We start from the raw sequence: 20251 nt of genomic DNA, 5'->3' as shown, positions 1-20251 counted from the left end.
TTTGATGTCAGGCGAGGGACCTGTCCTCGTCTTTACCGGGAACCTTGACGAGCGCTTCCCCCTCAAGCACCACGGTCTCACCAACGCTGCAGACACATGATAAGCGCGCACGTTTGCCACGCTCCATCAGTTCTTCGACGGTTACGGTCACTTTGACATCATCGCCGATTTTCACGGGTGCTTTGAATTTGAGTGTTTGGGACAGATAGATCGCGCCTGGGCCCGGTAGACGTGTCCCAAGGACCGCCGAAATCAGGCTTGCGGTATAGAGCCCGTGCGCGATCCGCGTCTTGAATGGGGTTCGGGCCGCGAAATGCTCTGAAAGGTGGATTGGATTGCGATCGCCGGAAACTTCGGCAAAGCCGACCACATCGGAAGAACTGACATGTTTGGTCAACTCTTCTCGCATACCGGTTTTCAGGTCTTCAAAATAAAGAGTTTGTAGCTCAAGCATTGTAATTTCCGCCCAGTTTTTCTTGTCACCCGTGGCCGAGGACGCTAGGCGCGCTGCGGTTTTCTGGCAATTATGCTTTCGGCGAAGAAAAAACCTCGCGTTATTAACGGTCTTTTCAGGGGCAGCGCGTAGAGTGTGTCGAGTGTGGGGAGGTGAGGACACGATAACGTGTTGCTCTCCTTCAGAGTCAAATCGCGTTTCCACCGGCCCACGGCCAGGGGCCGCGCTTATTGACAGTATGGAGTAGACAATGGCCCTTGATCTTCAGATGCCGGTCCTCGTGGTCGATGACTACAAAACGATGATTCGCATCATTCGGAACCTGTTGAAACAACTTGGTTTCGAGGACATCGACGACGCCGCGGACGGCACCGAAGCCCTGGAGAAAATGAAGCAGCGCCGCTATGGCCTGGTCATTTCCGACTGGAACATGGAGCCGATGACCGGATACGAACTTCTCAAGCAGGTTCGCTCTGATTCCGGTCTCAGCAAGACCCCGTTCATTATGGTGACCGCGGAATCCAAGACGGAAAACGTCATTGCCGCGAAAAAAGCCGGCGTGAACAACTACATCGTGAAGCCATTCAACGCGCAGACGTTGAAAGGCAAGATCGAGGCTGTCTTCTCCGAATAATTTCCGGCGCTTGTGGAGCCCTGCAAACGGGCTCTTCCACCGGCGCAAACGGAATATCCGGTTCTGGGGCCTGCCGGGTGGGCAGATCCCGGAGTCTTTCCGGAAGAAGAACAGAATGCACGGTTGCCCGGCTGCCGGGACGTGTATTCGGAGGGGCATACATGCGGGGGCCTAAACATAATGGCAAACATGAAGCAGGAAAATGTCGCGCGCGTCATTGACTTCCTGGAACAAAACAAAACCCGTGACGGTGACGTTTCTCTGACGGATGTTATGCATCTCGCAGAGGTCATGTCCGGTTCAATGCACGATTTCCTGTCGACTGTTGAGCCGACAGTGACGGACGAGCTTCGAGCGATCGGCAAGGAAATTTCGCGCATGAAGGAAGAAATCTCCCAGCTGCGCGCGAATGACATGACCGGAAACAAGATACCAGGTGCCGGGCGCGAGCTCGATGCCATCGTGGAGGCGACAGAGGACGCCACAAACACGATCATGGAAGCCGCCGAGGATATCATGGGGGCTGACACTAGCGATCCGGAAGCTTATCAGGAGCTGGTCAGCAACAAGATGATCAGCATCTTCGAAGCTTGCACTTTCCAGGACATCACCGGCCAGCGGATTTCGAAAGTCGTTACGACGCTGAACTACATCGACGAACGCGTATCGTCGTTCATCGAGCATCTGCGTATTCCTGAAGACCTTGAGGCAGATCTGGAAGAAAGCGACGAGGACCGTCGCAAACGCGAGTTGATCCTGCATGGCCCGCAACATGACGGCGAGGGCGTGTCTCAGGACGACATCGATTCAATGCTGATGGACGCTCAGGCCGATATCGACAAGCTGTTCGACTGAACAGGCATCAAAGCTCCAAGACCAAGGCCGCCACTGGCGGCCTTTTTTGTTCTTACCACCAGAGCCTTGACAGCGCCGCACGGGCACGCAGCCCTTCCTCGATCAGGCGTTTGCGGATCAGGTGTTCCTCCGGTGCATCGCTCGGACCAAAATCAGAGGCATGAATGCCGGCGGTGATGAAGAGGACATCGATATCCTGCGAGACCGCCCCCCGAATGTCCGTCGGCAGGCCGTCGCCGATCGCCAGAACGTCTTCCTTGGCGATTGGGGCACCGGAGAGAACCTCCAGCCTTTTCATGGCCGCATGGTAGATCGGTGCATGCGGTTTCCCCAGGATAGCGACTTCACCGCCCAGATCCTCGTATAGGCGGGCAAGTGCGCCCGCGCACCAGACCAGCCGGTCGCCTCGCTCCACGACGATATCCGGATTTGCGCAGATCATCAGGAGGTTCCGGTCGGCCAGTTTCTGGAGCCGGTCCCGGTAGTCGTCAGGCGTTTCCGTCTCATCGTCGACGAGACCGGTGCAGCTGATAGCCTCCGCATCTTCGTCATTTGTCGTGAAGGTTGCTTCCAGGTTCCAGTAGAGCGGCTGATCCCTGTTGGGACCGAGATGCAACAGGGTTTTGCTCCCCTGAGCCTCCAGTATGCTGCGCGTGACATCCCCTGATGTGACGATCTCGTCATATGTTTCTTCGGGAACACCCAGCCGCTCAAGCATTTCGCCGACCTGTTTGGCCGGACGCGGCGCATTCGTGATCAGGACGACCTTGCCGCCGGCCTCCTCACGGTATGTGCGCAGCGCCTTGTGCGCCTCTTCAAACGCTGCTACCCCGTTGTGCAATACCCCCCAGACATCGCACAGGATCCCCTTGTAGAAGGGAGCTACGGCGCGAAGCCCGTCGATCAGAAGTGGTGCAGAAACGGTCATGTCATCTCACTTGGATTGGACTTGATCTGATAAACTTGGGAAAGAATCGAGACAAACTCGGCGCGGACCATATAGGAACAGGGCGCGGTGCGAAACCGAGTAAAGGGAGTTTCATGCAGGTCAGGCAACTAGGCGAACGGGTGATCAACCAGATAGCAGCGGGCGAGGTGATCGAACGGCCCGCCAGCGTTATCAAGGAACTGGTTGAAAATGCCGTCGACGCCGGGGCGAGCCAGATCGAGATTGTAACGGCAGCCGGCGGCAAGACGTTGATGCGCGTCGCCGACGACGGCCACGGTATGCGACGGGAGGATCTTGAACTCGCGATCCGGCGTCATTGCACCTCCAAGATTTCCGACGATGACCTCTTCGATATCCGCACACTCGGCTTTCGCGGAGAGGCCTTGCCGTCCATTGGCTCCGTCGCGCGGCTTGGGATACAGAGCCGACACGCAGATGAAGACCATGCCTGGGCAATCGCGGTCGAAGGCGGCAGGCAGAGCCAATTGGCCCCGGCTGCGCGGGCGAAGGGGACACAGGTCGAAGTGCGCGACCTTTTCTTTGCAACGCCAGCCCGTTTGAAGTTCCTGAAATCGGACCGCGCGGAAGCAGCGGCGATTACCGAAATCGTCAAGCGAATCGCTTTGGCCTATCCTGAAATCGGATTTTCACTGTCGGGTGCCGACCGTCAGCCACAGTCCTGGCCCGCTGCGCGTGGGGATGAACCACAGCTGGCGCGTATTGCGCAGATCCTCGGTCAGGACTTCGTCGAAAATGCCATGGAAATCGATGCGGAACGCGAAGGCGTCCGCCTGACAGGGTTTGCCGGTCTGCCGACCCATCATCGCGGCAACGCCCAGCACCAGTTTTTCTTTGTCAATGGCAGGCCAGTCAAGGACAAGCTACTGCTTTCCGGACTCCGCGGAGCCTATGCAGACGTCCTGGCACGGGACCGGCATCCGGTCGTTGTTCTGTTTATCGAACTCGATCCGGCGCAGGTGGACGTCAACGTACACCCGGCAAAGGCGGATGTGCGCTTCCGCGATTCCCAACTCGTACGCGGGTTGCTGGTCGGTGCGATAAAACACGCACTCGTTCAGGCTGGACATCGGTCTTCAACCTCCAATGCAGCGGTCGCGCTAGATGCCTTGCGCGCGCACGGCGCCAGTCAACAGACGCACAGCCCGTCTTCATTCGGCTCCGGAAACCATCCGTCTGCGGGCAACGCCCGATCGACGGCTTCGGCATTTGCAAGGCAGGTGCCGGAAGCCCGATGGCAGACGGAAGCGTTCAGACCGCTGGAAAGCTCCGAGGTCGTGCCGACCGGATTTTCGGAGGCAGGGCAAAGTCCTTATCAGACACAGAACGGATTTACCGGAATTGCCGTCCCGTCCGCGGATTCAAGAGCGCATCAGGCTCCTGTCGAAACCGAAAAGACCGATCTGCCGTTGGGTGCAGCGCGCGCGCAAGTGCATGAAACATATATCATTTCCCAGACTGAAGACGGCGTTGTGATCGTAGATCAGCACGCGGCGCATGAACGGCTTGTCTACGAGAGGCTCAAGGAAGCACTTGCAAAGAAGGACGTCGCCCGTCAGATCCTGTTGATCCCGGAGATCGTGGAATTGCCGGAAGAGGATGCGATCCGCCTGAATGAAAAGGCAGACGCCCTTGCCGAAGTAGGCCTCGTGCTGGAAGCGTTCGGCCCGGGAGCGATCGCCGTGCGCGAGACACCGGCACTGCTTGGTGACATGGATATCCAGGGGATGGTGCGCAATCTGGCAGATGAGCTCGCTGAATGGGAAACGGCGGACGGGGTTAAGGAAAAACTCGATCACGTTGCTGCGACCATGGCCTGCCACGGGTCCGTCCGTGCCGGCAGGCGCATGCGGCCTGAAGAAATGGACGCACTCTTGCGGGACATGGAAGCAACACCCAAATCTGGGCAATGTAACCATGGACGACCGACTTGGGTTGAACTCAAGTTGACAGATATCGAACGGCTCTTCGGCAGGAAATAAGCCGAAACCTGATCGGTCGCGGTCTGATTGGCGTATGCGAAAAAGACAGAACAAGGAGCAAGCCATGGCGGAGACCGAAACCGGCGGCAATGCAAGCGTACAGGAAAAACCAGCCGGCGCCGGAAGTAAGCTGTTGAGATTTCTCGGAAAACTGATCGTCGTTGTTGTGATCGCCTACACGATGGCTGCCGGTTACATGTATCTCAATCAGCGCAGTTTCGTGTTCGTGCCAAGCGGTGAGTTGGAAACACCAGCCGACAAGGGACTTGATACGGTTTCAACTGAAATCATCGAAATGGCGGATGGCACCAAAATCACTGCCTGGACGGCTGAACCTGCCAAACCTGGAGCCCCGACAGTTATCTATTTTCATGGCAATTCCAGCAATCTCTCGAACCGCTCGCCCCGTTTCAAGCAGATCGTCGACAGCGGCTATGGGCTATACGCACCGACCCACCGCGGCTATGCCGGCAGCGAAGGAAGTCCGTCCGAAGCAGCACTCGTTTCCGACGCGCTGGAACATTACGACCGCGTGGCCGCAGGTGGTACGCCGGTTATCGTCCACGGTGAGAGCCTTGGAACCGGTCTTGCCGCAGCCGTTGGTGCGGAGCGTCCCGATGCCGGGCTTGTCGTGCTGGAAGCACCTTATACGGCACTCGTTGACATGGCGTCGGAAAGCTACCCTTGGCTTCCCGTAAATCTCTTGATGAAAGATCCGATGAAAACCCGTGAGCGGATCGGAAACGTTGCAGCGCCGGTTCTGATACTGCACGGGACGGAAGATGCAGTGATCCCCGTCGAACATGGCAAGCGGCTATTCGACTACGCTAACGACCCGAAGGAGCTTTTGGTCATCGAGGGTGCCGGCCACAGTGACTTGTGGAAGCGTGGTCTTTGGGAAACCGTTCAGGACAAGTGGCAAGCACTGCAGTCATAGAGAAACTGATTTTCGCGTCCCGCAGACCCGGACAATGCGCGCCTGCGGGAACGGCTTTTCCTAGAAAGAACGCTGCATCCGGAAAGTGCCGAACAGCTGATAAGTATCTTCGAGCCCGGATGCATCGCTGAAATCCAGATCACGGTACTGCAGCTCGGGGCCAAGGATAAAGCCAGATACGGGTTCCCAGACCAGGTTGCTGGTTACGCTCCACTGGGTGAAATCGTAGGCGCTGGTGGCGGCATCGACGTTGTGATAGCCGCCTTCGACATTCAGCTCCAGATTGTTCGTCAGGCCTAGGCTCACGCCGCCGAAAACGTTCCAGGTCCTGGTCGTCTCGGTGCTGTTGCCATCCCACACAGCATCGGTGATCAGACTGTTCCAGCCCGTCGATCCATAGGCACTCGCACCATCGGTATAAACGCCCTGAAGCGCTATACTGCCACCGTTCGCCAGTCCGCCGAATTCAATTTCGACACCGGCACCGACTGCCCATCCCAGTTCATCTTCGGAACCGCCGGTTGTGCCGTTGAAGGCAGCTTCCGGATAAACTTGATGCAGGGCGCCCATGATCTGGGCTTCGCCCCAGCCCTGGTTGACGCCGAGTACGCCAATGACGTCAGGCATGCGGGTGCCGCCGTAGCCGAGAACACTTCCGTTGAGTCCGATCCCGGCTTCCCGGTCGGACTGGTCCTCAATGGCTATCGTTGCATTGAAACCGTTTCCGAAAGCATGGGTATAGGCGATCTGATTGAGAGACTGGTCGGAGTAGCTTTCGATCTGGGCGTCGAATGCGTAGCCTGTGAAGAAGTCAAAATTCGAGTTGGTCAGGCCGGCGGTCAGGCCGCCCCACTGGATGTAGGCGTTGTCGATCGAAAAGCCGGCCCTGTCGTTCGTCTGCTGCATGTAGATTTCGAGGAAACCGCGCAGGGTGCCGAATTCGGTCTGCGTGCGGGCGTCTAGATAGAGGTATCCGCGTGAGCGCCACTGGTAACCGTCAGTGTCCCGGTCGCCCCAGGCGTTTTCGGCCTCACCGAAATTGCGGACCCTGAATTCGGTTCTGACGCGCCCGCGAACGCGCAGGCAGGTTTCCGTGCCGGGGATATAGTAGAAGCGCGACCCGTAAGCATCGCAGATGCGCACGTAATCGATCGGTTCCGGCGCAACGGGAAGATCTGCTGCCTGGGCCGAACCGGCAGCGCTCGCAATGCCTGCAAGCAATCCAAGAGCAACAAAACGTGCCATTTTTCTCTCCGTTGCAAATCAGTTGGGGGTGACCGAATTATGAGCGAAGGGCGTGACAGTTAGCTAACGGAAAAGCATCCTGCGAGCGAAACAGTGGGCGAAAAAATAAACTTGTTGCTTCAATGCAACGCAAAATTGTCTCTACCTTTTGGAGGCAAAGAAGTCTTTCAGCAGTGTTGCCGAGCGCGTTTCGCCAATTCCCGAATAGACCTCCGGTGAATGGTGGCAGGTCGGCTGGCAGAAAAACCGCGTTCCATGGTCTACCGCGCCTCCCTTTACGTCTCCGGCGCCGTAGTAGAGACGTCTGATACGGGCAAATGAAAGCGCGCCGGCGCACATCGGGCATGGTTCGAGCGTCACATAGAGATCACAGCCGGCCAGACGTTGCGATTTCAAAAGATCGCACGCCTCACGGATGACAAGGATTTCCGCATGCGCCGTCGGATCGTTCAACTCCAGGGTCCTGTTGCCATTGCGGGCCAGGATTTCACCGTCATTGACAATGACCGCACCGACGGGCACTTCGCCGCGCTTCGCAGCCGCCTCTGCCTCCTCAAGAGCGATGCTCATGAAGGATATCTGGCCGGATTTCGAAGGCGATGCGGTCATAAGGTTCAACTTCAAGGAAACCGTTGTTTGTGCCTCAGTGCGGGAATTGGCCGGTTTTGTCAAAACCGTTTCGACTGCAGGTCGGTATGCGCCATGCGCCAGGAAAAGGGCTCCCTTGCGATTTTGGCAGCCATCAGGCGATTTCCGAAACGCTCAAGCTCTGCTATGACGCATCCATGACGACAAGAAAACCAAATCAGCGGCACCCGCAGCGGCCGAAGGGTCAAGGGTGGACGAAAAGCGCGCAGGCCAAAAAGCAAACGCGGCCTGCCACGCCCAAAAAGATGGACGCAGGATCACAGCGCCTTGAGACCGAAACCCAGGGTGCGCGCGGCGAGCGTATCGCAAAGGTTATGGCCCGGGCCGGATTATGTTCGCGGCGGGAAGCGGAAACCTGGATCGAGGCAGGGCGCGTCGAGCTCAACGGCAAGGTTCTGACGACACCGGCGGTGACGGTCTCAGGAAACGACAAGGTGCTGGTGGACGGGCAGGAACTGCCGACACGCGAACGCACGCGGCTCTGGCTCTATCACAAGCCGAAAGGCCTGGTGACCACCAACAAGGATCCGGAAGGCCGACCGACGGTCTTTGACCGTTTGCCGAAGGATCTGCCGCGTGTCCTGACCGTCGGGCGGCTGGATATCAACACGGAAGGTTTGTTGCTGCTGACAAATGACGGCGGCCTTGCACGTGTGCTTGAACTGCCGTCGACCGGATGGCTGCGCCGGTATCGCGTGCGTGCATTCGGCAAGGTGACACAGGCCGAACTGGATGGGCTGAACGATGGTGTTGCCATTGACGGTGTCCTTTATGGCGCGATCGAAGCGGTGCTCGACAAGGAACAGGGCAACAATGTCTGGATGACCGTCAGCCTGCGCGAAGGCAAGAACCGTGAAGTCAAACGGGTCCTTGAACACCTCGGCCTCACGGTGAACAGGCTGATCAGAGTTTCGTACGGGCCATTTCAATTGATGGACCTGCCCGATGGTGACGTGCGCGAAATCAGGGGCAGGGTTCTGCGGGATCAGCTGGGAGATGCGCTTGCAAGCGAAGCCGGCGCAGATTTTGATGCACCGATCCTGCATCAGCCAAAGCAGGAAACCGCAACGAAGCCATCTGACAAGAAGCGCGCCTCGGGAAGCACCTCCGGGCGTGGAGCCGCGAAGCGTGACCAGAGCCAGGGCAAGTGGCTGACCGCACGGGAGGGAAAGTCGGAGACCGACAAACGCAAGGCTGGAAAAACGGGGGGCTCTGGCCCGAAGCAGTCCAAGCGAGGCAATTCGGGTCCAAGGCAGGAAAAGGTGTCACCGCGCTCTCGATTTCGCATGACGCGGGAACCCGGACCTCGCAAGGATTTCGGCGAGGAGCGTCCTTCGCCCCAAAGGCGCATTTGGAGTGAAGACGGACCTTTGGAAGACAAGCAACAGCAAAAAAGATCAGATCGGTCCGCGGCTGAGCGGCGCGACCCACCCAAGGGCGGCGGCCGTCCGCGTGGAGGCGGGCGTTCGTGAGAATTGTCGCGGGGCGTTTCAAGGGAACCGCGCTTGCAACACCGCGCTCTTCGGCGACACGGCCGACCAGCGACCGGCTGCGCGAGGCAATTTTCAATATTCTGGCACATGGCCTTTCAACGGATCTTGACGATGCGCGCGTGCTGGACATTTTTGCCGGTACGGGCGCACTCGGTTTCGAAGCCATGAGCCGCGGTGCCCGGCATTGCACGTTCATTGAAGAGGCGAGCGAAGCGCGCGGCATAATCCGGCGCAATATGGAAACGCTCGGATTGAACGGTGCCGCGAAAATTTTCCGCCGGGACGCGACACGGCTTGGAAGCGCGGGAACAATTGACCCGTTTGACATCGTTTTTGCAGACCCGCCATACGGCAAGGGACTCGGCGAAGCGGCACTTGTTTCTGCGGCTGGAGGTGGTTGGTTGAAGAAGGGGGCGATTTGTGTCCTTGAGGAAACGGCAACTGCTGAAATCGACGTTCCCACCGGGTTCTCAGGCCTCGACACACGCCGGAGCGGCGACAGTCAGGTGGTTTTTCTGCGTTATCACGCGGACTGATTGAGCGCTTTGGCGATCAGGCGCCACCCGGCATCATGATATAAACGGTTGGTTTTGATGGTAGTGTCGCCCGGCTGGTCACAATCTTGGGCACTTCTGCTCTGACGATCTGGTACCCGGCTTCAAGCGCTCGCTCGGTGAATGCGGGCAGAGCTCCGGCAAAATGGAAATGCATCGGGATGATCATTGAGGGGCCAATACCTTCCAGAACATCCATGAGGCTGTCGAGCCGCAAGGTCGACGAATTGTCGATCGCGGCAAAAACAACATCAATCTGGCCAAGCCGCAGGTAATCGTCCTTTGTCAACCTATGATGCAGATGGCCGAGATGCGCGATACACAGGTCGGCGACCTCGAAGATGAAGATCGAATTTCCAAGGCGCCGTGTCTCCCCATCCCAACTGCGAATATTCGTCTGGATATTCCTGATCCGGACATCCTCGACCGTGATGTCGTGATCCATCGGGCCACCTTCAGGATTCCAGCCATAGAGCAAGTGCTCGATGTTTGGGTCCGGTGAAAGGGAGTAATGCGTCGAATGCGCACCGTTCATCGTCGCGACCGTCGGCGGCAGGAACGGGCGGTGAATATCATTGTAGTCGGTGGCAATGCGTACACCGCCCGGTGTTTCAAGTTCGAAAGTTGAGTGGCCTATGTAGCGGATTTGCACTTCCCCGGCCTCGAGGGCGGCCTGCCAAACCCGCATTTCGCCGGCCTTTGGCGCGCTGACGGGGGCCTGGGCGATAAGCTGGCAGATCGCAAATGCGGGCTGCGCGACCAAAAACAGCGCCAAACCCATGAAAAACGAGGCAATCCGATGCAGCTTCAGACCTCGGCAAAGAGCCAAATCGAAAACGGAAACGCCGAATGCCGCCATGTGCCTCGTCCCAGTTGGTCGCGATCTTCTAAAGAGTAGCGGTCCGGGCGGCTGTGGCAAGGCAGTTTAGACATGGCATGCCCGAGATGATGGTTTCGCAGGCAATTTGTCAGGAAAAGCTCAAAGAAAAGGCAACCGGCCAGCGCGTCAAGGAGCGCGGAGGCGGTTGCCGCAGGTGGGGGCAGGAGGGAGGAAGGAACCCGCCCCGGATGAACTGTCAAACGACGTGAAGGCTGACCGGAGCTTTTCCACCTCTTGGACGGACGCCTGTGTCGAAGTCGTGAACATTGTGCGCTTGGGCTTGAACATGGATAAGTTCACCGGCGTGGCCGGCTTCCATCACCAGAGCTGTTCTGCTGCATAGCGCGGCCAGCGAGAGCCCTAACTGGCGCAAGTGTGATCTGCGATAGCAATAGACCGCCAGGGCGGCCCTTTGATGGTCAGGCAATTGAGACCCGATATCCGATACGACGTGCAGCGTCGCATCAAGCAAGTTCTTGAGAAGATCTTCTGGAACCGGGCAATTTTCCAGATCTGTAGATCCCGATCTGTGCATGTGTCCACCTATATCATTTTTAAGAATACTATCTTACTATCACCTTAAATAAGGATTAATTTGCGCGATATTTACAATAAAAGACGACACAATGGTCAAATATACTTATATCATATTGAAGTAACTCTCGGTACTTCCTCCAACAATTCGGCCAACTTCTCTCGCGTCGTCGCCCGAAGCGATTCTGCATTGTCCAGAATGCGCTCAGCCTTCATGAAATCCAGAACACCCGTCTTGTCATGCGGCGGACGAATCAGGATGTCGGGTTGTTCAAATTTCAGTTTCTGGGCTGTGATTGTCTGCATGAGGATCTGTGCGGAGCCGAACAGCGAATCCAGCATGTTGATGTCCGGCTTGTCGGGGTGCGGGACGGGTGCACCGACAACGTCCACCGCGACGACAATGTCGCAACTGCCGCGCAAGCCGTCAAAGGGCAGCGGATTGACGACACCGCCATCGATCAGGAACCGGCCTTCGTGTCTGACGGGTCGAAAGATGGTGGGAATTGCTATCGACGCCGCCATGGCGGGAAGGAGACGGCCTCTTTCGAAGTCGACTTCTTCGCAGCCGTAGAAGTCTGTTGCGAGCAGGCGCAGCGGGATATCCAACTCTTCGAAGGTCCCCGGCAGGTGCTCCGAAACGAAGACCTCCAGAACACGTACCGGGTCGAACTGGACGAGACCGGGACGGAACATTTCTGAAAAACGTCTGGGCCGCAGCTGCCAGACTTTCGCAAGCACGCTATTGCGATCTGCAAAAGTTTCCAGTGCAATTTCCCTGATTTTTTCGCCGTTGTGGCCGCTTGCGTAGGCTGCACCGATTATGGCCCCTATCGAAGTGCCGGTGATCAGAGTGGGTTTGACGCCCAGGTCGTCGAAAGCTTCTAGAACGGGAATATGCGCAAGGCCGCGCGCACCGCCGCCGCCAAGAGCCAGGCCGATTCGAGGGGCGGTTCGGATAGTCGACGATATTGCGGCCATGCGTTCCGCATTCCTTTCAAGGCAGACTTCCCCGAACATGGGGGTCTTCCCGGAACTTGCCAAGACGTCGACGCATTGAAACTGGTGTTGCTGGCGGAATGGCGAGAAGGCAAGAGCCTTGGTATGTCAGATAACAAAATAAAGGTCGTCGGATGCTTCGGTCATCCATTCGGTCATTTGGTCCAGCGGCATCGGTTCTGCGATCAGGTATCCCTGGATGGAAAAATCGCCCATCATCCGCAGCCGATCGTATTGCGCCTCCGTTTCCACCCCTTCGCAGACGACTGCAATATTCAGTGATCGTGCCAGGTGGATCAGCTGGTTGACGACAGCTTCCTTTCGCGGATCGTCGATCATCTGGTTGGTGAACGATTTATCGATCTTGAGGCCGTTGATCGGCAGATCGGCGACATGTGTAAGCGAAGCGTAACCTGTACCGAAGTCGTCAAGTTCGATATGAACGCCGAGTTCGAACAATTCCCGAAGCGCAGCAATGTGACCTGAGGGATTGTCGCTCAGGAAAACGGATTCAAGAACTTCGGCGGTGATCCGGTCAGGCTCGATCTGGTACCTCTTCATTCCCGCCTTGAAATGATCCACGAGCATGCCGGACGCCAGATGGGCAGGCGATACGTTGACGGAGATGCGCCCGAAATCCAGACCGGAGTCGAGCCAGTATCGAGCGGCCGCGAGCGCCCGGTCGATGATGATTTCACCTATGAGCGGAGCAAGGCTTGTCCGTTCGACGATCGGCAGAAATTCTCCAGGTGACAAGACGCCCCGATCGGGGTGATCCCAGCGTATTAGAGCCTCGATGCCGGTTATGCTTTGAGACCGCAAGTTAACCTGTGGTTGGAAAACCGTGAAAAACTGGTTTTCCTTGACGGCCTTTTGGAGTTCCCGCTCGATCCTTGCCTCTGTTTCGCTCTCCGTCTTCATGCTTTGCCTGAAGAATGTGAAGCGGTCTTTGCCGTTATCCTTTGACTGGTAGAGCGCAAGGTCGGCGTTGAAAAGCAGGTCTTCGAAATTGGTCGAGTCTTCAGGGCAAAGCGCTATTCCCATGCTGACCGTTGGCCAGAAACGATGGCCGTTGAAATCCATCGGCAGGCGCATGAGGCGCCGCGCACGCTCGCACAGCTCATTGGGGTCGGATGTACTGGATTCCGCAATGACGACGAATTCGTCACCGCCCCAACGGTAGGCTGTTGCAAGACCTCGAGAGACTTCCCGCAATCTGCGTCCCGTTTCTTCCAGGCAATAGTCTCCCGCGAGGTGACCGAGCGTGTCGTTCACCCGTTTGAAGTTATCCATATCGACATGAACGATAAACGCCGGCTTGTCGTCTTGTGCAAAGCGATGTTTCGCATCGCGCTGGCATCCGGCGCGGTTGGACAGTTTCGTCAGCTGGTCGAAATAGGCGAGGCGCTCCGCACGTACCCTTGCCTCCCGGGTTTCGGTTTCTCGCATCACGCGCTCCGTCACATCATTTGCAATGATGACGAAGAGCGTATGGTCCTTGTCCTTGAACAATTGCACGCGAAGATCGACGGGATATTCGGACCCGTCTCGGCGCTTGTGAAGGCTCTCTGCGGCAATGCCTTCAAGCTCTCCGCTCAGGAGGGGTCTCACCTGATGCTGGATCGCTTCCTTGTTATAGAGCGGATTCACGTCCCACAGGCGCAGGGACTTGAGTTCGCCGATCTGGTAGCCGAGATTGTTGAGAGCACATTTGTTGGCATGCTCAATGCGGAAGGTTTCCGCCTCGACGATATAAATCTCGTTCAAAGACGATTCCAGAATATCGGCCAGAAGGTTGTTCTTCTGTTCTGCCTGGGTGCGCTCGGTAATGTCATGAACCGTGCCAACGACCCGGGCACCGTTTCCGTCTGGACCAGGTAGCACGTAACCGCGAATGTGGAGCGCGCGGGGCGGTTCGGCACCGGTCACCAGTGAGTGTTCGAAGTCGAATTCGCCGCACGTGTCAATCGCGTTTTGAACCATCAGTTTCGCGGCTTGCGCTTCGTGTTCGGGAATTTGGGAATAGACCCGTTCAATGATTTCGTTCGACGGCAATCCCGACGGAATATTCATGATCCGGAAATACTCTTCCGTCGCACTGACCTCGTTCGTGGCAACGTCGCGTTCCCAGCTTCCTACGGTCGCGATACGTTGAGCCTCCAGAAGCTTTGAGGCATTGTTTTCAAGCTTGTCCGTATAGTCGCGAACTTCTGCTTCCAATCGCTCCCGTGTCACCTGGACGGAGTTCTGCAGCCGCGACAACAACCGGTGAATGACCGCCCACGCGATCAAGGACAGGCCGACACCGACCAGAACGGAAATGATGACACCGTTGAAGAACGCCCAGACATTTCCCGTGATGTCCTTGACCAGCAGCAGTTTGAATTCGTGATCGCTTTGCGCCACGGCAATTGGCAGGTCGCGGACCATGAAGATCCTGCTGTCCTGCAGATAAAACGGATGGATGCGCGCCAGATCCTGTGCGCCGGCTGTAAACGCATCAAGGTTCATGCCCGCGGGTGAAAGGTTTCCAAGGACCTTGAATGTTGTGGAGCTGGTCCTTCCCTTTCCAGGGCCGGTCAATTCGCAAATCTTGACGATTTTCGCGTCCAGTGCCGTGCTTGCAAGCGCCAGGGAATTCTCAATATCGATCGCAATTTTCAAATAGCCTTGCAATTGATCATTGGAAAGCCAAGGCTTGACCACAGTAACCGCAAAGCGATTGCCGGGACCAAGCTCGATGCCGCCGCTTTGGCCGTCCAAAACTGAATTTTTGTCAGCATTGATGGCCGGCCGAGATACAGACTGAGGCGCCGAGCCGGGTGCTTCGGAAAGCTTTGTTCCGTCGGCGGCGAATATGTCCAAAGCCAGGATATTGAGGTCGTCAAAGGTTCCGGTTGTGACGTCGGCGGCAAACTGCTGGATTGTGCCCGTGTCCTTGGCCTGGATTGCCATTTGGAGCTCGGCGTCTTCTTCGATTGCACTGACAATTTCATCAATTGCGTGCGATCCGAGCGCCTTTTGCTGCATCAAAATGCGTTCCGCCGTCGCGACAATTGCGTCCTGCGGTCCCCGCAGATTGCGGTATTCCGAAACGATGATCTGCACCGTGAGAACAAAAACGGTCACCGCCAGGAACGACAGGAAGATTATCCGGAGCGGTTGTTCGAAATTCTGGTCATCCGGACAAAGGCGTTCAACGATACGGTCAAGAAAGGTGACGCGTTCGTTCCTGCGCGGGTGATGCCCCTGCAGCTCGCCGCCTTTCGCCGCCTCTCGATCGCCAAATTCCAGCACAAACACCCCCGGCAGCCGAAGCTGCGAACTCACTGGTCAGGATGCCCACGCTCGGCTGCCGGATGTCTTGTCTCCGCATGCTGATGCAAGCTGTCACTGCCATTTTTATTAATAAAATAAAATAGTTAAATTGCATTGAATGAAATTCTTAAGAGGCATTAAGCGAAAATTCGCCTTTCGAGAGAAGAAATGCAATTTTAGAGGGAAAATAACACGCGTTATTTCGATTTCGGAACAAGTAATTCGAATTTTATTTAAATAAAAACAGATCAATCACTGAAAAAAGCACGAAGCGCCGCCGCCGTTTCCTTGGAGGCTTCTTCGGGAAGAAAATGGCCGCAGGGAAGGGAGCGTCCTTGAACATGCGGGCACCAGGTGCGCCAGACGGCCAAGGGGTCATCCACGCTCATCGCGATGCCTTTGTCACCCCATAGTGCGAGCAAGCTGCCCTGTATCGTCTTGCCGCTTTCTTGATCCGCACGGTCGTGCTCATAGTCGATTGTCGCCCCGGCTCTGTAGTCTTCGCAGCAGGCCGAGATCCGGTCCGGTTCGCAAAACCAGCGCCTTGTGTGCTTGAGGGCTCCCGGTGTGAAGCAGTCGAGATTCTTGCCGGCGGTCCAGCTTGCCAACGTGTGCTCGAGATAGCGGATTGGCGCAGCCGCAATCATCTTCTCCGGAAATGGAAAGGGCTGTGCGAGAAACATCCAGTGATAAACCTTGAGCCCGAAAGCACGGTCAAGGCGGTCCCAGTAGTCGGATGTGGGCAGGATATCGAGTACGGCCAGTCTCGGGACGGTTTCCGGATGGTCAAGTGCGAGCCTGTAGGCAACCCGTCCGCCGCGATCGTGACCGGCCACGAAAAAGTGGTCATGGCCAAGCGTGCGCATCAGTTCACGCATGGCGGATGCCATGACGCGTTTCGAATAAGCTTCGTGAGTAGCAGATACGGCTGGAACGGATGATGACCCGTATCCCGGCAGATCGGGCATCACGAGTGTGAAATGCTCGGCAAGCTCAGGCGCCATCTCGTGCCAGATCACGTGGGATTGCGGATAACCGTGCAGCAGGAGCAACGGCGGGCCGGACCCGCCGACCCGGCAGAACAATCCGGTCTGGTTCGCCTGTACGACCTTTGTTTCAAAGCCGGGGAAGAGATCCGGTAAATCTGATTTCAAATCATTCTCCCGCGCAAACTCCGAAAGCACCCTAACTTCGCGACACGCGGAGGGCAAAGCGCGATTGCCACCCGCCTGGAATGTTCCTGCCGACCCGCCCGTCGGCTTGAAACCTCAGGATTTGAGTTTTGTTTCCCGCTCAATAGCGCGCCAGCCAATGTCGCTGCGGCAAAAACCCTCCGGCCAATCGATCTTCTCGATTGCTGCATAGGCACGCGTCTTGGCCGCGCCTACGGTGCTTCCCAAAGCGGTGACGTTCAGAACCCGGCCGCCAACGGCCAGCAGCCGGTCTTCTTCGCGCTTTGTGCCCGCATGAAAGACTTCGACCGTGTCAGAACCGGCATATTCCAAACCGCGGATTTCCGTGCCTTTTTTGTAGGAAGCCGGATACCCATTAGAGGCCATGACTACTGTCAGGGCGCTGTCCGCATGCCACTCAGCCTGCTGGTCAGACAAGGTTCCATCAACGCTTGCCACAAGGAGATCCAACAGATCGCTCGTCAGGCGCATCACCAGTACCTGGCACTCCGGATCGCCGAAGCGGGTGTTGTACTCAATCAGCTTCGGGCCTGCGGACGTGATCATGAGGCCGGCATAAAGAACGCCTTTGAATGGTGTTCCACGGTCCGCCAGCGTCCTGATAGTCGGGTGGATGATCTCGTCCATCACCTGCGAAATCAGGTCTTGTGTCATTACAGGTGCAGGCGAATAGGCGCCCATACCCCCGGTGTTGGGACCGGTGTCGCCGTCAAGAACCCGTTTGTGGTCCTGCGCCGTCGCAAGCGGCAGAGCGTTGATGCCGTCCGAAAGCACAAAGAAACTTGCCTCTTCGCCTTCGAGGAACTCCTCTATGACCACTTCCGCACCCGCGTCACCGAATGAACCGTCGAAACAGGCCGCAACCGCGTCCTCTGCCTCCTGCTCTGACATGGCGACGACCACGCCTTTTCCGGCAGCAAGGCCATCTGCCTTGACCACAATGGGAGCCCCTTTGGCTTTGATGTAGGCGAGTGCGTCGTCCAGATTGACAAATCGCCCGTATCCGGCCGTCGGAATACCAGCCTCGTCACAAACACCCTTGGTAAAGGCCTTGGAGCCTTCCAGTTGCGCGGCTGCCTTGCTGGGGCCGAAGGCCTTGATACCCGCTCTTTCCAGATCATCGACCAAACCGGCGACCAAGGGCGCTTCAGGACCGACCACGACAAGGTCGATCTGCTCGGTCTGGCAAAACGCGATCACGGCGTCATGATTTTCGACATCCAGCGCAACGAGTTCGGCAACTTCGGCGATACCCGCATTTCCGGGCGCCACAAGGAGTTTTGTGAGTCTGGGAGATTTTGCCAGAGCCCAAGCGAGAGCGTGTTCACGCCCGCCGGAGCCGATAAGCAGGATATTCATAAATCGCAGGTCTCTTGATACGGTCGTTTTAGCTGGCCCGGTACGGAACGGGCCAACGCTTTCACGCGGGGTCTAACACGGCCCCCCCGATTCCTGCAATCGGACGCTCACCGCGCCTAGCGGCCGTCAGCATGGCTCAACGTTCCCGTCCGGTCGGTGATACGCCTTCCAATTCAGTTTCCAACGGTTGTGCGGCAATAAAGAACATTGTCCTTTTCCAGATCAGCACCCCAGATGAGTTTTGCCGACGGAGCCCAGTCGATCCGGTCGTAACCGTCCTTTGGCCTGACTTCTGATTCACGATGGACCACGGCTGCTGGCCACGAGCTGTCGTCGAACCCGGGTTGCATCCAGTCGCTCGGCACCGACGTGAGCGTTTCAGCGCAATTGGGAAGGGACACGTCGGGACTTTCTTCGCGTTCGCAGGACCGGTCGGCGGGTGCGGACTGCACGACCTGACAGCGCCAGTCGGGGCCGCTTGCCGCCAGGAGGTCGCCGCTTGCAAGATCCCGGAACTGAGCGATTGTGCCGCCGTCACCCATCTGTTGACGCCGGGAGCCGATATACTCCAGACCGGTTGTGTTTTCCATGAAATCGCGAAACTCGAACGCGATTGTCATTGGCAGATCCGCCTCGAATTCGAACCTCTCTGCATTGAAGGAGCGCTCCGTCGTGATCGGCACACTGTCTTCGATCAGCTCGTTTCCGTTGATGTAGAGCTTGAACCAATTGTCGACCCAGACTTCCGCACGGATTTTGTGCGTGCCGGTTGTATCCAGAGTGGTTTCGTTGACATCCCTGCCTCCAGGTCGCGGTGGCGGGGCTCCGCCTTCCGGTTCTGGCGGCCTGGCGCTGTCCGCAGGGCGCGGTGGAGGTGGTCCCGAGCCGGGACGCGGTGGCGGCGGGTTTCCGTCTCCAGGTCTGGGGGGCGGCGAAGCGTCGCCTGGACGCGGCGGCGGAGGCGGAGGATCTTGTGCAATGGAAACGGTTGACGCGTTCACAAGACCTAGCGCGATTGCAAAAAAGGCAGTTCCCAGATGTCTGAGTGGAAAGACCACAGTGTACTCCGTCTTGATAGACTTTGTTCAGAAGCGGCAAACGATGCTTTGCACTGCTGCTGAACCCATAACCCACGACGATGACACTATGGCTACTTGCCGCGTGTAATCCATCGCCAATGTCTGTAGAAGGTCCGAATTCGAAGAGGGTGCACAATGTTTTTTTCCACCAAGGACACCGGACCGGTCGCAGATGCGGTCAAGCGGCATTGGGTCGATACGAAACTGCCCGCTGCTCTGCGTCCCTATGCAAGGCTCGCAAGGTGGGAGCGGCCGATCGGTTGGTGGTTGCTTTTGTGGCCTTGCTGGTGGTCCGCGGCGCTTGCCGCCATTGCGGCCGGAAACAGCTTTCCGAATATATGGCATCTTTTCCTGTTTTTTGCCGGTGCCGTTGCAATGCGCGGGGCCGGGTGCACCTATAACGACATTGTCGATGTGAACATCGATGCCCAGGTTGAGCGAACACGATCAAGGCCCATTCCTGCCGGGCAGGTCAGCCGGACGCAGGCCAAGGTTTTTCTGGTCGTACAAGCGCTCATCGGTCTGTTGGTTCTCCTGCAGTTCAACACCTTTTCGATCGTTTTGGGCATCGTTTCACTCGTGCCGGTGGCGATTTACCCGTTCATGAAACGCATCACGAACTGGCCGCAGCTGTTTCTGGGCTTCGCGTTTTCCTGGGGCGCATTCATGGGCTGGGCGGCGGAGTTCGGATCGCTGTCGCTTGCGCCAGTGCTCCTTTATCTCGGCGGAATCTGCTGGACTATCGGATATGACACGATCTACGCCCATCAGGACAAAGAGGATGACGCGCTTGTTGGTGTGAAATCGACGGCGCGTCTATTCGGAACCCGGACGAAACCGGCCCTCATCGCGCTTTATGGACTTGCCACGTTGTTTTTCGCTTCAGCGGCGGTTCTTGCTGATGCGGGGCCTGCTGCTTTTGCCGGAATCCTGGCAGGGATGGTACATCTGGGATGGCAAATAGTTGTTCTGGATATCGACGATGGGGACCAGTGCCTCAAGCTCTTCCGATCCAACGGCACTTACGGCTGGATCCTGTTCGCGGGCTTTGTCGCAGATGCGCTCATCGGCGCCGGTCTTTGAGACAACGTCTTCAACGCGGCCATCGCCGCATAGCTCA

18 protein-coding genes are annotated in these 20251 nt (G+C 57.2%); 7 read left to right on the top strand and 11 right to left on the bottom strand.

The window, feature by feature from the left end; genetic code table 11:
- Positions 1–7: 7 nt before the first annotated feature.
- The gene (locus Q0915_RS24935) at positions 8–454 is read right to left on the bottom strand and encodes a MaoC family dehydratase (protein WP_299480503.1); all 447 of its coding nucleotides are present in this window, start codon (positions 452–454) and stop codon (positions 8–10) included.
- Between the two features lie 250 nt (positions 455–704).
- Here Q0915_RS24935 and Q0915_RS24930 point away from each other — a divergent pair, with 250 nt between their 5' ends.
- Together Q0915_RS24930 and Q0915_RS24925 are read left to right on the top strand one after the other, a co-directional pair.
- Positions 705–1088 carry a response regulator gene (locus Q0915_RS24930; RefSeq protein WP_029063701.1) on the top strand — a complete coding sequence of 128 codons (384 nt, stop codon included), beginning with the start codon at positions 705–707 and terminating at the stop codon, positions 1086–1088.
- A gap of 180 nt (positions 1089–1268) precedes the next feature.
- A complete protein-coding gene (locus Q0915_RS24925) occupies positions 1269–1943 on the top strand; it encodes a chemotaxis protein (protein WP_299480496.1) in 675 nt (224 codons plus the stop codon).
- 52 nt (positions 1944–1995) lie between these two features.
- Here the strand turns inward: Q0915_RS24925 and Q0915_RS24920 are convergent, their stop codons facing one another.
- On the bottom strand, positions 1996–2871 hold the full coding sequence (locus tag Q0915_RS24920; RefSeq protein ID WP_299480493.1) for a TIGR01459 family HAD-type hydrolase: 876 nt from the start codon (positions 2869–2871) through the stop codon (positions 1996–1998).
- A 113-nt stretch (positions 2872–2984) separates the two neighbouring features.
- Here Q0915_RS24920 and mutL point away from each other — a divergent pair, with 113 nt between their 5' ends.
- Positions 2985–4892 (top strand): DNA mismatch repair endonuclease MutL, encoded by a 1908-nt coding sequence (gene mutL / locus Q0915_RS24915; RefSeq protein WP_299480490.1) that lies wholly within the window; start codon positions 2985–2987, stop codon positions 4890–4892.
- A gap of 64 nt (positions 4893–4956) precedes the next feature.
- A complete protein-coding gene (locus Q0915_RS24910) occupies positions 4957–5829 on the top strand; it encodes an alpha/beta fold hydrolase (RefSeq protein WP_299480487.1) in 873 nt (290 codons plus the stop codon).
- A 60-nt stretch (positions 5830–5889) separates the two neighbouring features.
- Here the strand turns inward: Q0915_RS24910 and Q0915_RS24905 are convergent, their stop codons facing one another.
- Both Q0915_RS24905 and Q0915_RS24900 read right to left on the bottom strand, forming a co-directional pair.
- Positions 5890–7074: a porin gene (locus Q0915_RS24905; protein ID WP_299480483.1), complete on the bottom strand. Its 1185-nt coding sequence runs from the start codon at positions 7072–7074 to the stop codon at positions 5890–5892.
- A 141-nt stretch (positions 7075–7215) separates the two neighbouring features.
- Positions 7216–7683: a nucleoside deaminase gene (locus tag Q0915_RS24900; RefSeq protein ID WP_299480480.1), complete on the bottom strand. Its 468-nt coding sequence runs from the start codon at positions 7681–7683 to the stop codon at positions 7216–7218.
- Between the two features lie 86 nt (positions 7684–7769).
- On the opposite strand from Q0915_RS24900, the gene Q0915_RS24895 reads away from it, so the two are divergent.
- Together Q0915_RS24895 and rsmD are read left to right on the top strand one after the other, a co-directional pair.
- Positions 7770–9194 carry a pseudouridine synthase gene (locus Q0915_RS24895; protein ID WP_299480477.1) on the top strand — a complete coding sequence of 475 codons (1425 nt, stop codon included), beginning with the start codon at positions 7770–7772 and terminating at the stop codon, positions 9192–9194.
- On the top strand, positions 9191–9751 hold the full coding sequence (gene rsmD / locus Q0915_RS24890) for a 16S rRNA (guanine(966)-N(2))-methyltransferase RsmD (protein ID WP_299480474.1): 561 nt from the start codon (positions 9191–9193) through the stop codon (positions 9749–9751). Before Q0915_RS24895 ends, rsmD begins: the two co-directional genes overlap by 4 nt.
- 16 nt (positions 9752–9767) lie before the next feature.
- Here rsmD and Q0915_RS24885 read toward each other — a convergent pair whose 3' ends face one another.
- The 7 genes from Q0915_RS24885 to Q0915_RS24855 form a co-directional block, all read right to left on the bottom strand.
- Entirely contained in the window at positions 9768–10628 is an 861-nt protein-coding gene (locus Q0915_RS24885; protein WP_299480471.1) for an MBL fold metallo-hydrolase, read from the bottom strand.
- 217 nt (positions 10629–10845) lie between these two features.
- On the bottom strand, positions 10846–11184 hold the full coding sequence (locus Q0915_RS24880; protein ID WP_299480468.1) for a hypothetical protein: 339 nt from the start codon (positions 11182–11184) through the stop codon (positions 10846–10848).
- Between the two features lie 110 nt (positions 11185–11294).
- On the bottom strand, positions 11295–12203 hold the full coding sequence (locus Q0915_RS24875; RefSeq protein WP_299480466.1) for a patatin-like phospholipase family protein: 909 nt from the start codon (positions 12201–12203) through the stop codon (positions 11295–11297).
- A gap of 87 nt (positions 12204–12290) precedes the next feature.
- Positions 12291–15512, bottom strand: coding sequence for an EAL domain-containing protein (locus Q0915_RS24870; RefSeq protein WP_299480463.1), 3222 nt, complete (start codon positions 15510–15512; stop codon positions 12291–12293).
- A gap of 236 nt (positions 15513–15748) precedes the next feature.
- Positions 15749–16654, bottom strand: a complete 906-nt coding sequence (locus Q0915_RS24865; RefSeq protein WP_299480460.1) for an alpha/beta hydrolase — start codon at positions 16652–16654, stop codon at positions 15749–15751.
- Positions 16655–16768: 114 nt separating this feature from the next.
- Entirely contained in the window at positions 16769–18052 is a 1284-nt protein-coding gene (gene purD, locus Q0915_RS24860) for a phosphoribosylamine--glycine ligase (protein ID WP_299480457.1), read from the bottom strand.
- Positions 18053–18225: 173 nt separating this feature from the next.
- Complete coding sequence (locus tag Q0915_RS24855; protein WP_299480454.1) at positions 18226–19110, bottom strand: PEBP family protein; 885 nt, start codon at positions 19108–19110, stop codon at positions 18226–18228.
- Positions 19111–19266: 156 nt separating this feature from the next.
- On the opposite strand from Q0915_RS24855, the gene ubiA reads away from it, so the two are divergent.
- On the top strand, positions 19267–20214 hold the full coding sequence (gene ubiA, locus Q0915_RS24850; RefSeq protein WP_299480451.1) for a 4-hydroxybenzoate octaprenyltransferase: 948 nt from the start codon (positions 19267–19269) through the stop codon (positions 20212–20214).
- Positions 20215–20251 lie beyond the last annotated feature (37 nt).

The sequence above is a fragment of the uncultured Roseibium sp. genome (assembly GCF_947494555.1).
GTDB lineage: Bacteria > Pseudomonadota > Alphaproteobacteria > Rhizobiales > Stappiaceae > Roseibium.
Note: the sequence above shows the minus strand (reverse complement) of the source record. Positions and strands in the feature narration are given on the sequence as shown.

What these genes read in the sequence shown, in the direction of transcription:
- Q0915_RS24935 (WP_299480503.1), bottom strand. Translation starts at nt 454, where the DNA reads ATGCTTGAGCTACAAACTCTTTATTTTGAAGACCTGAAAACCGGTATG.
- Q0915_RS24900 (WP_299480480.1), bottom strand. Translation starts at nt 7,683, where the DNA reads ATGACCGCATCGCCTTCGAAATCCGGCCAGATATCCTTCATGAGCATC.
- Q0915_RS24895 (WP_299480477.1), top strand. Translation starts at nt 7,770, where the DNA reads ATGCGCCATGCGCCAGGAAAAGGGCTCCCTTGCGATTTTGGCAGCCAT.
- Q0915_RS24905 (WP_299480483.1), bottom strand. Translation starts at nt 7,074, where the DNA reads ATGGCACGTTTTGTTGCTCTTGGATTGCTTGCAGGCATTGCGAGCGCT.
- mutL (WP_299480490.1), top strand. Translation starts at nt 2,985, where the DNA reads ATGCAGGTCAGGCAACTAGGCGAACGGGTGATCAACCAGATAGCAGCG.
- purD (WP_299480457.1), bottom strand. Translation starts at nt 18,052, where the DNA reads ATGAATATCCTGCTTATCGGCTCCGGCGGGCGTGAACACGCTCTCGCT.
- Q0915_RS24880 (WP_299480468.1), bottom strand. Translation starts at nt 11,184, where the DNA reads ATGCACAGATCGGGATCTACAGATCTGGAAAATTGCCCGGTTCCAGAA.
- Q0915_RS24910 (WP_299480487.1), top strand. Translation starts at nt 4,957, where the DNA reads ATGGCGGAGACCGAAACCGGCGGCAATGCAAGCGTACAGGAAAAACCA.
- Q0915_RS24930 (WP_029063701.1), top strand. Translation starts at nt 705, where the DNA reads ATGGCCCTTGATCTTCAGATGCCGGTCCTCGTGGTCGATGACTACAAA.
- Q0915_RS24885 (WP_299480471.1), bottom strand. Translation starts at nt 10,628, where the DNA reads ATGGCGGCATTCGGCGTTTCCGTTTTCGATTTGGCTCTTTGCCGAGGT.
- ubiA (WP_299480451.1), top strand. Translation starts at nt 19,267, where the DNA reads ATGTTTTTTTCCACCAAGGACACCGGACCGGTCGCAGATGCGGTCAAG.
- Q0915_RS24875 (WP_299480466.1), bottom strand. Translation starts at nt 12,203, where the DNA reads ATGTTCGGGGAAGTCTGCCTTGAAAGGAATGCGGAACGCATGGCCGCA.
- Q0915_RS24925 (WP_299480496.1), top strand. Translation starts at nt 1,269, where the DNA reads ATGGCAAACATGAAGCAGGAAAATGTCGCGCGCGTCATTGACTTCCTG.
- Q0915_RS24920 (WP_299480493.1), bottom strand. Translation starts at nt 2,871, where the DNA reads ATGACCGTTTCTGCACCACTTCTGATCGACGGGCTTCGCGCCGTAGCT.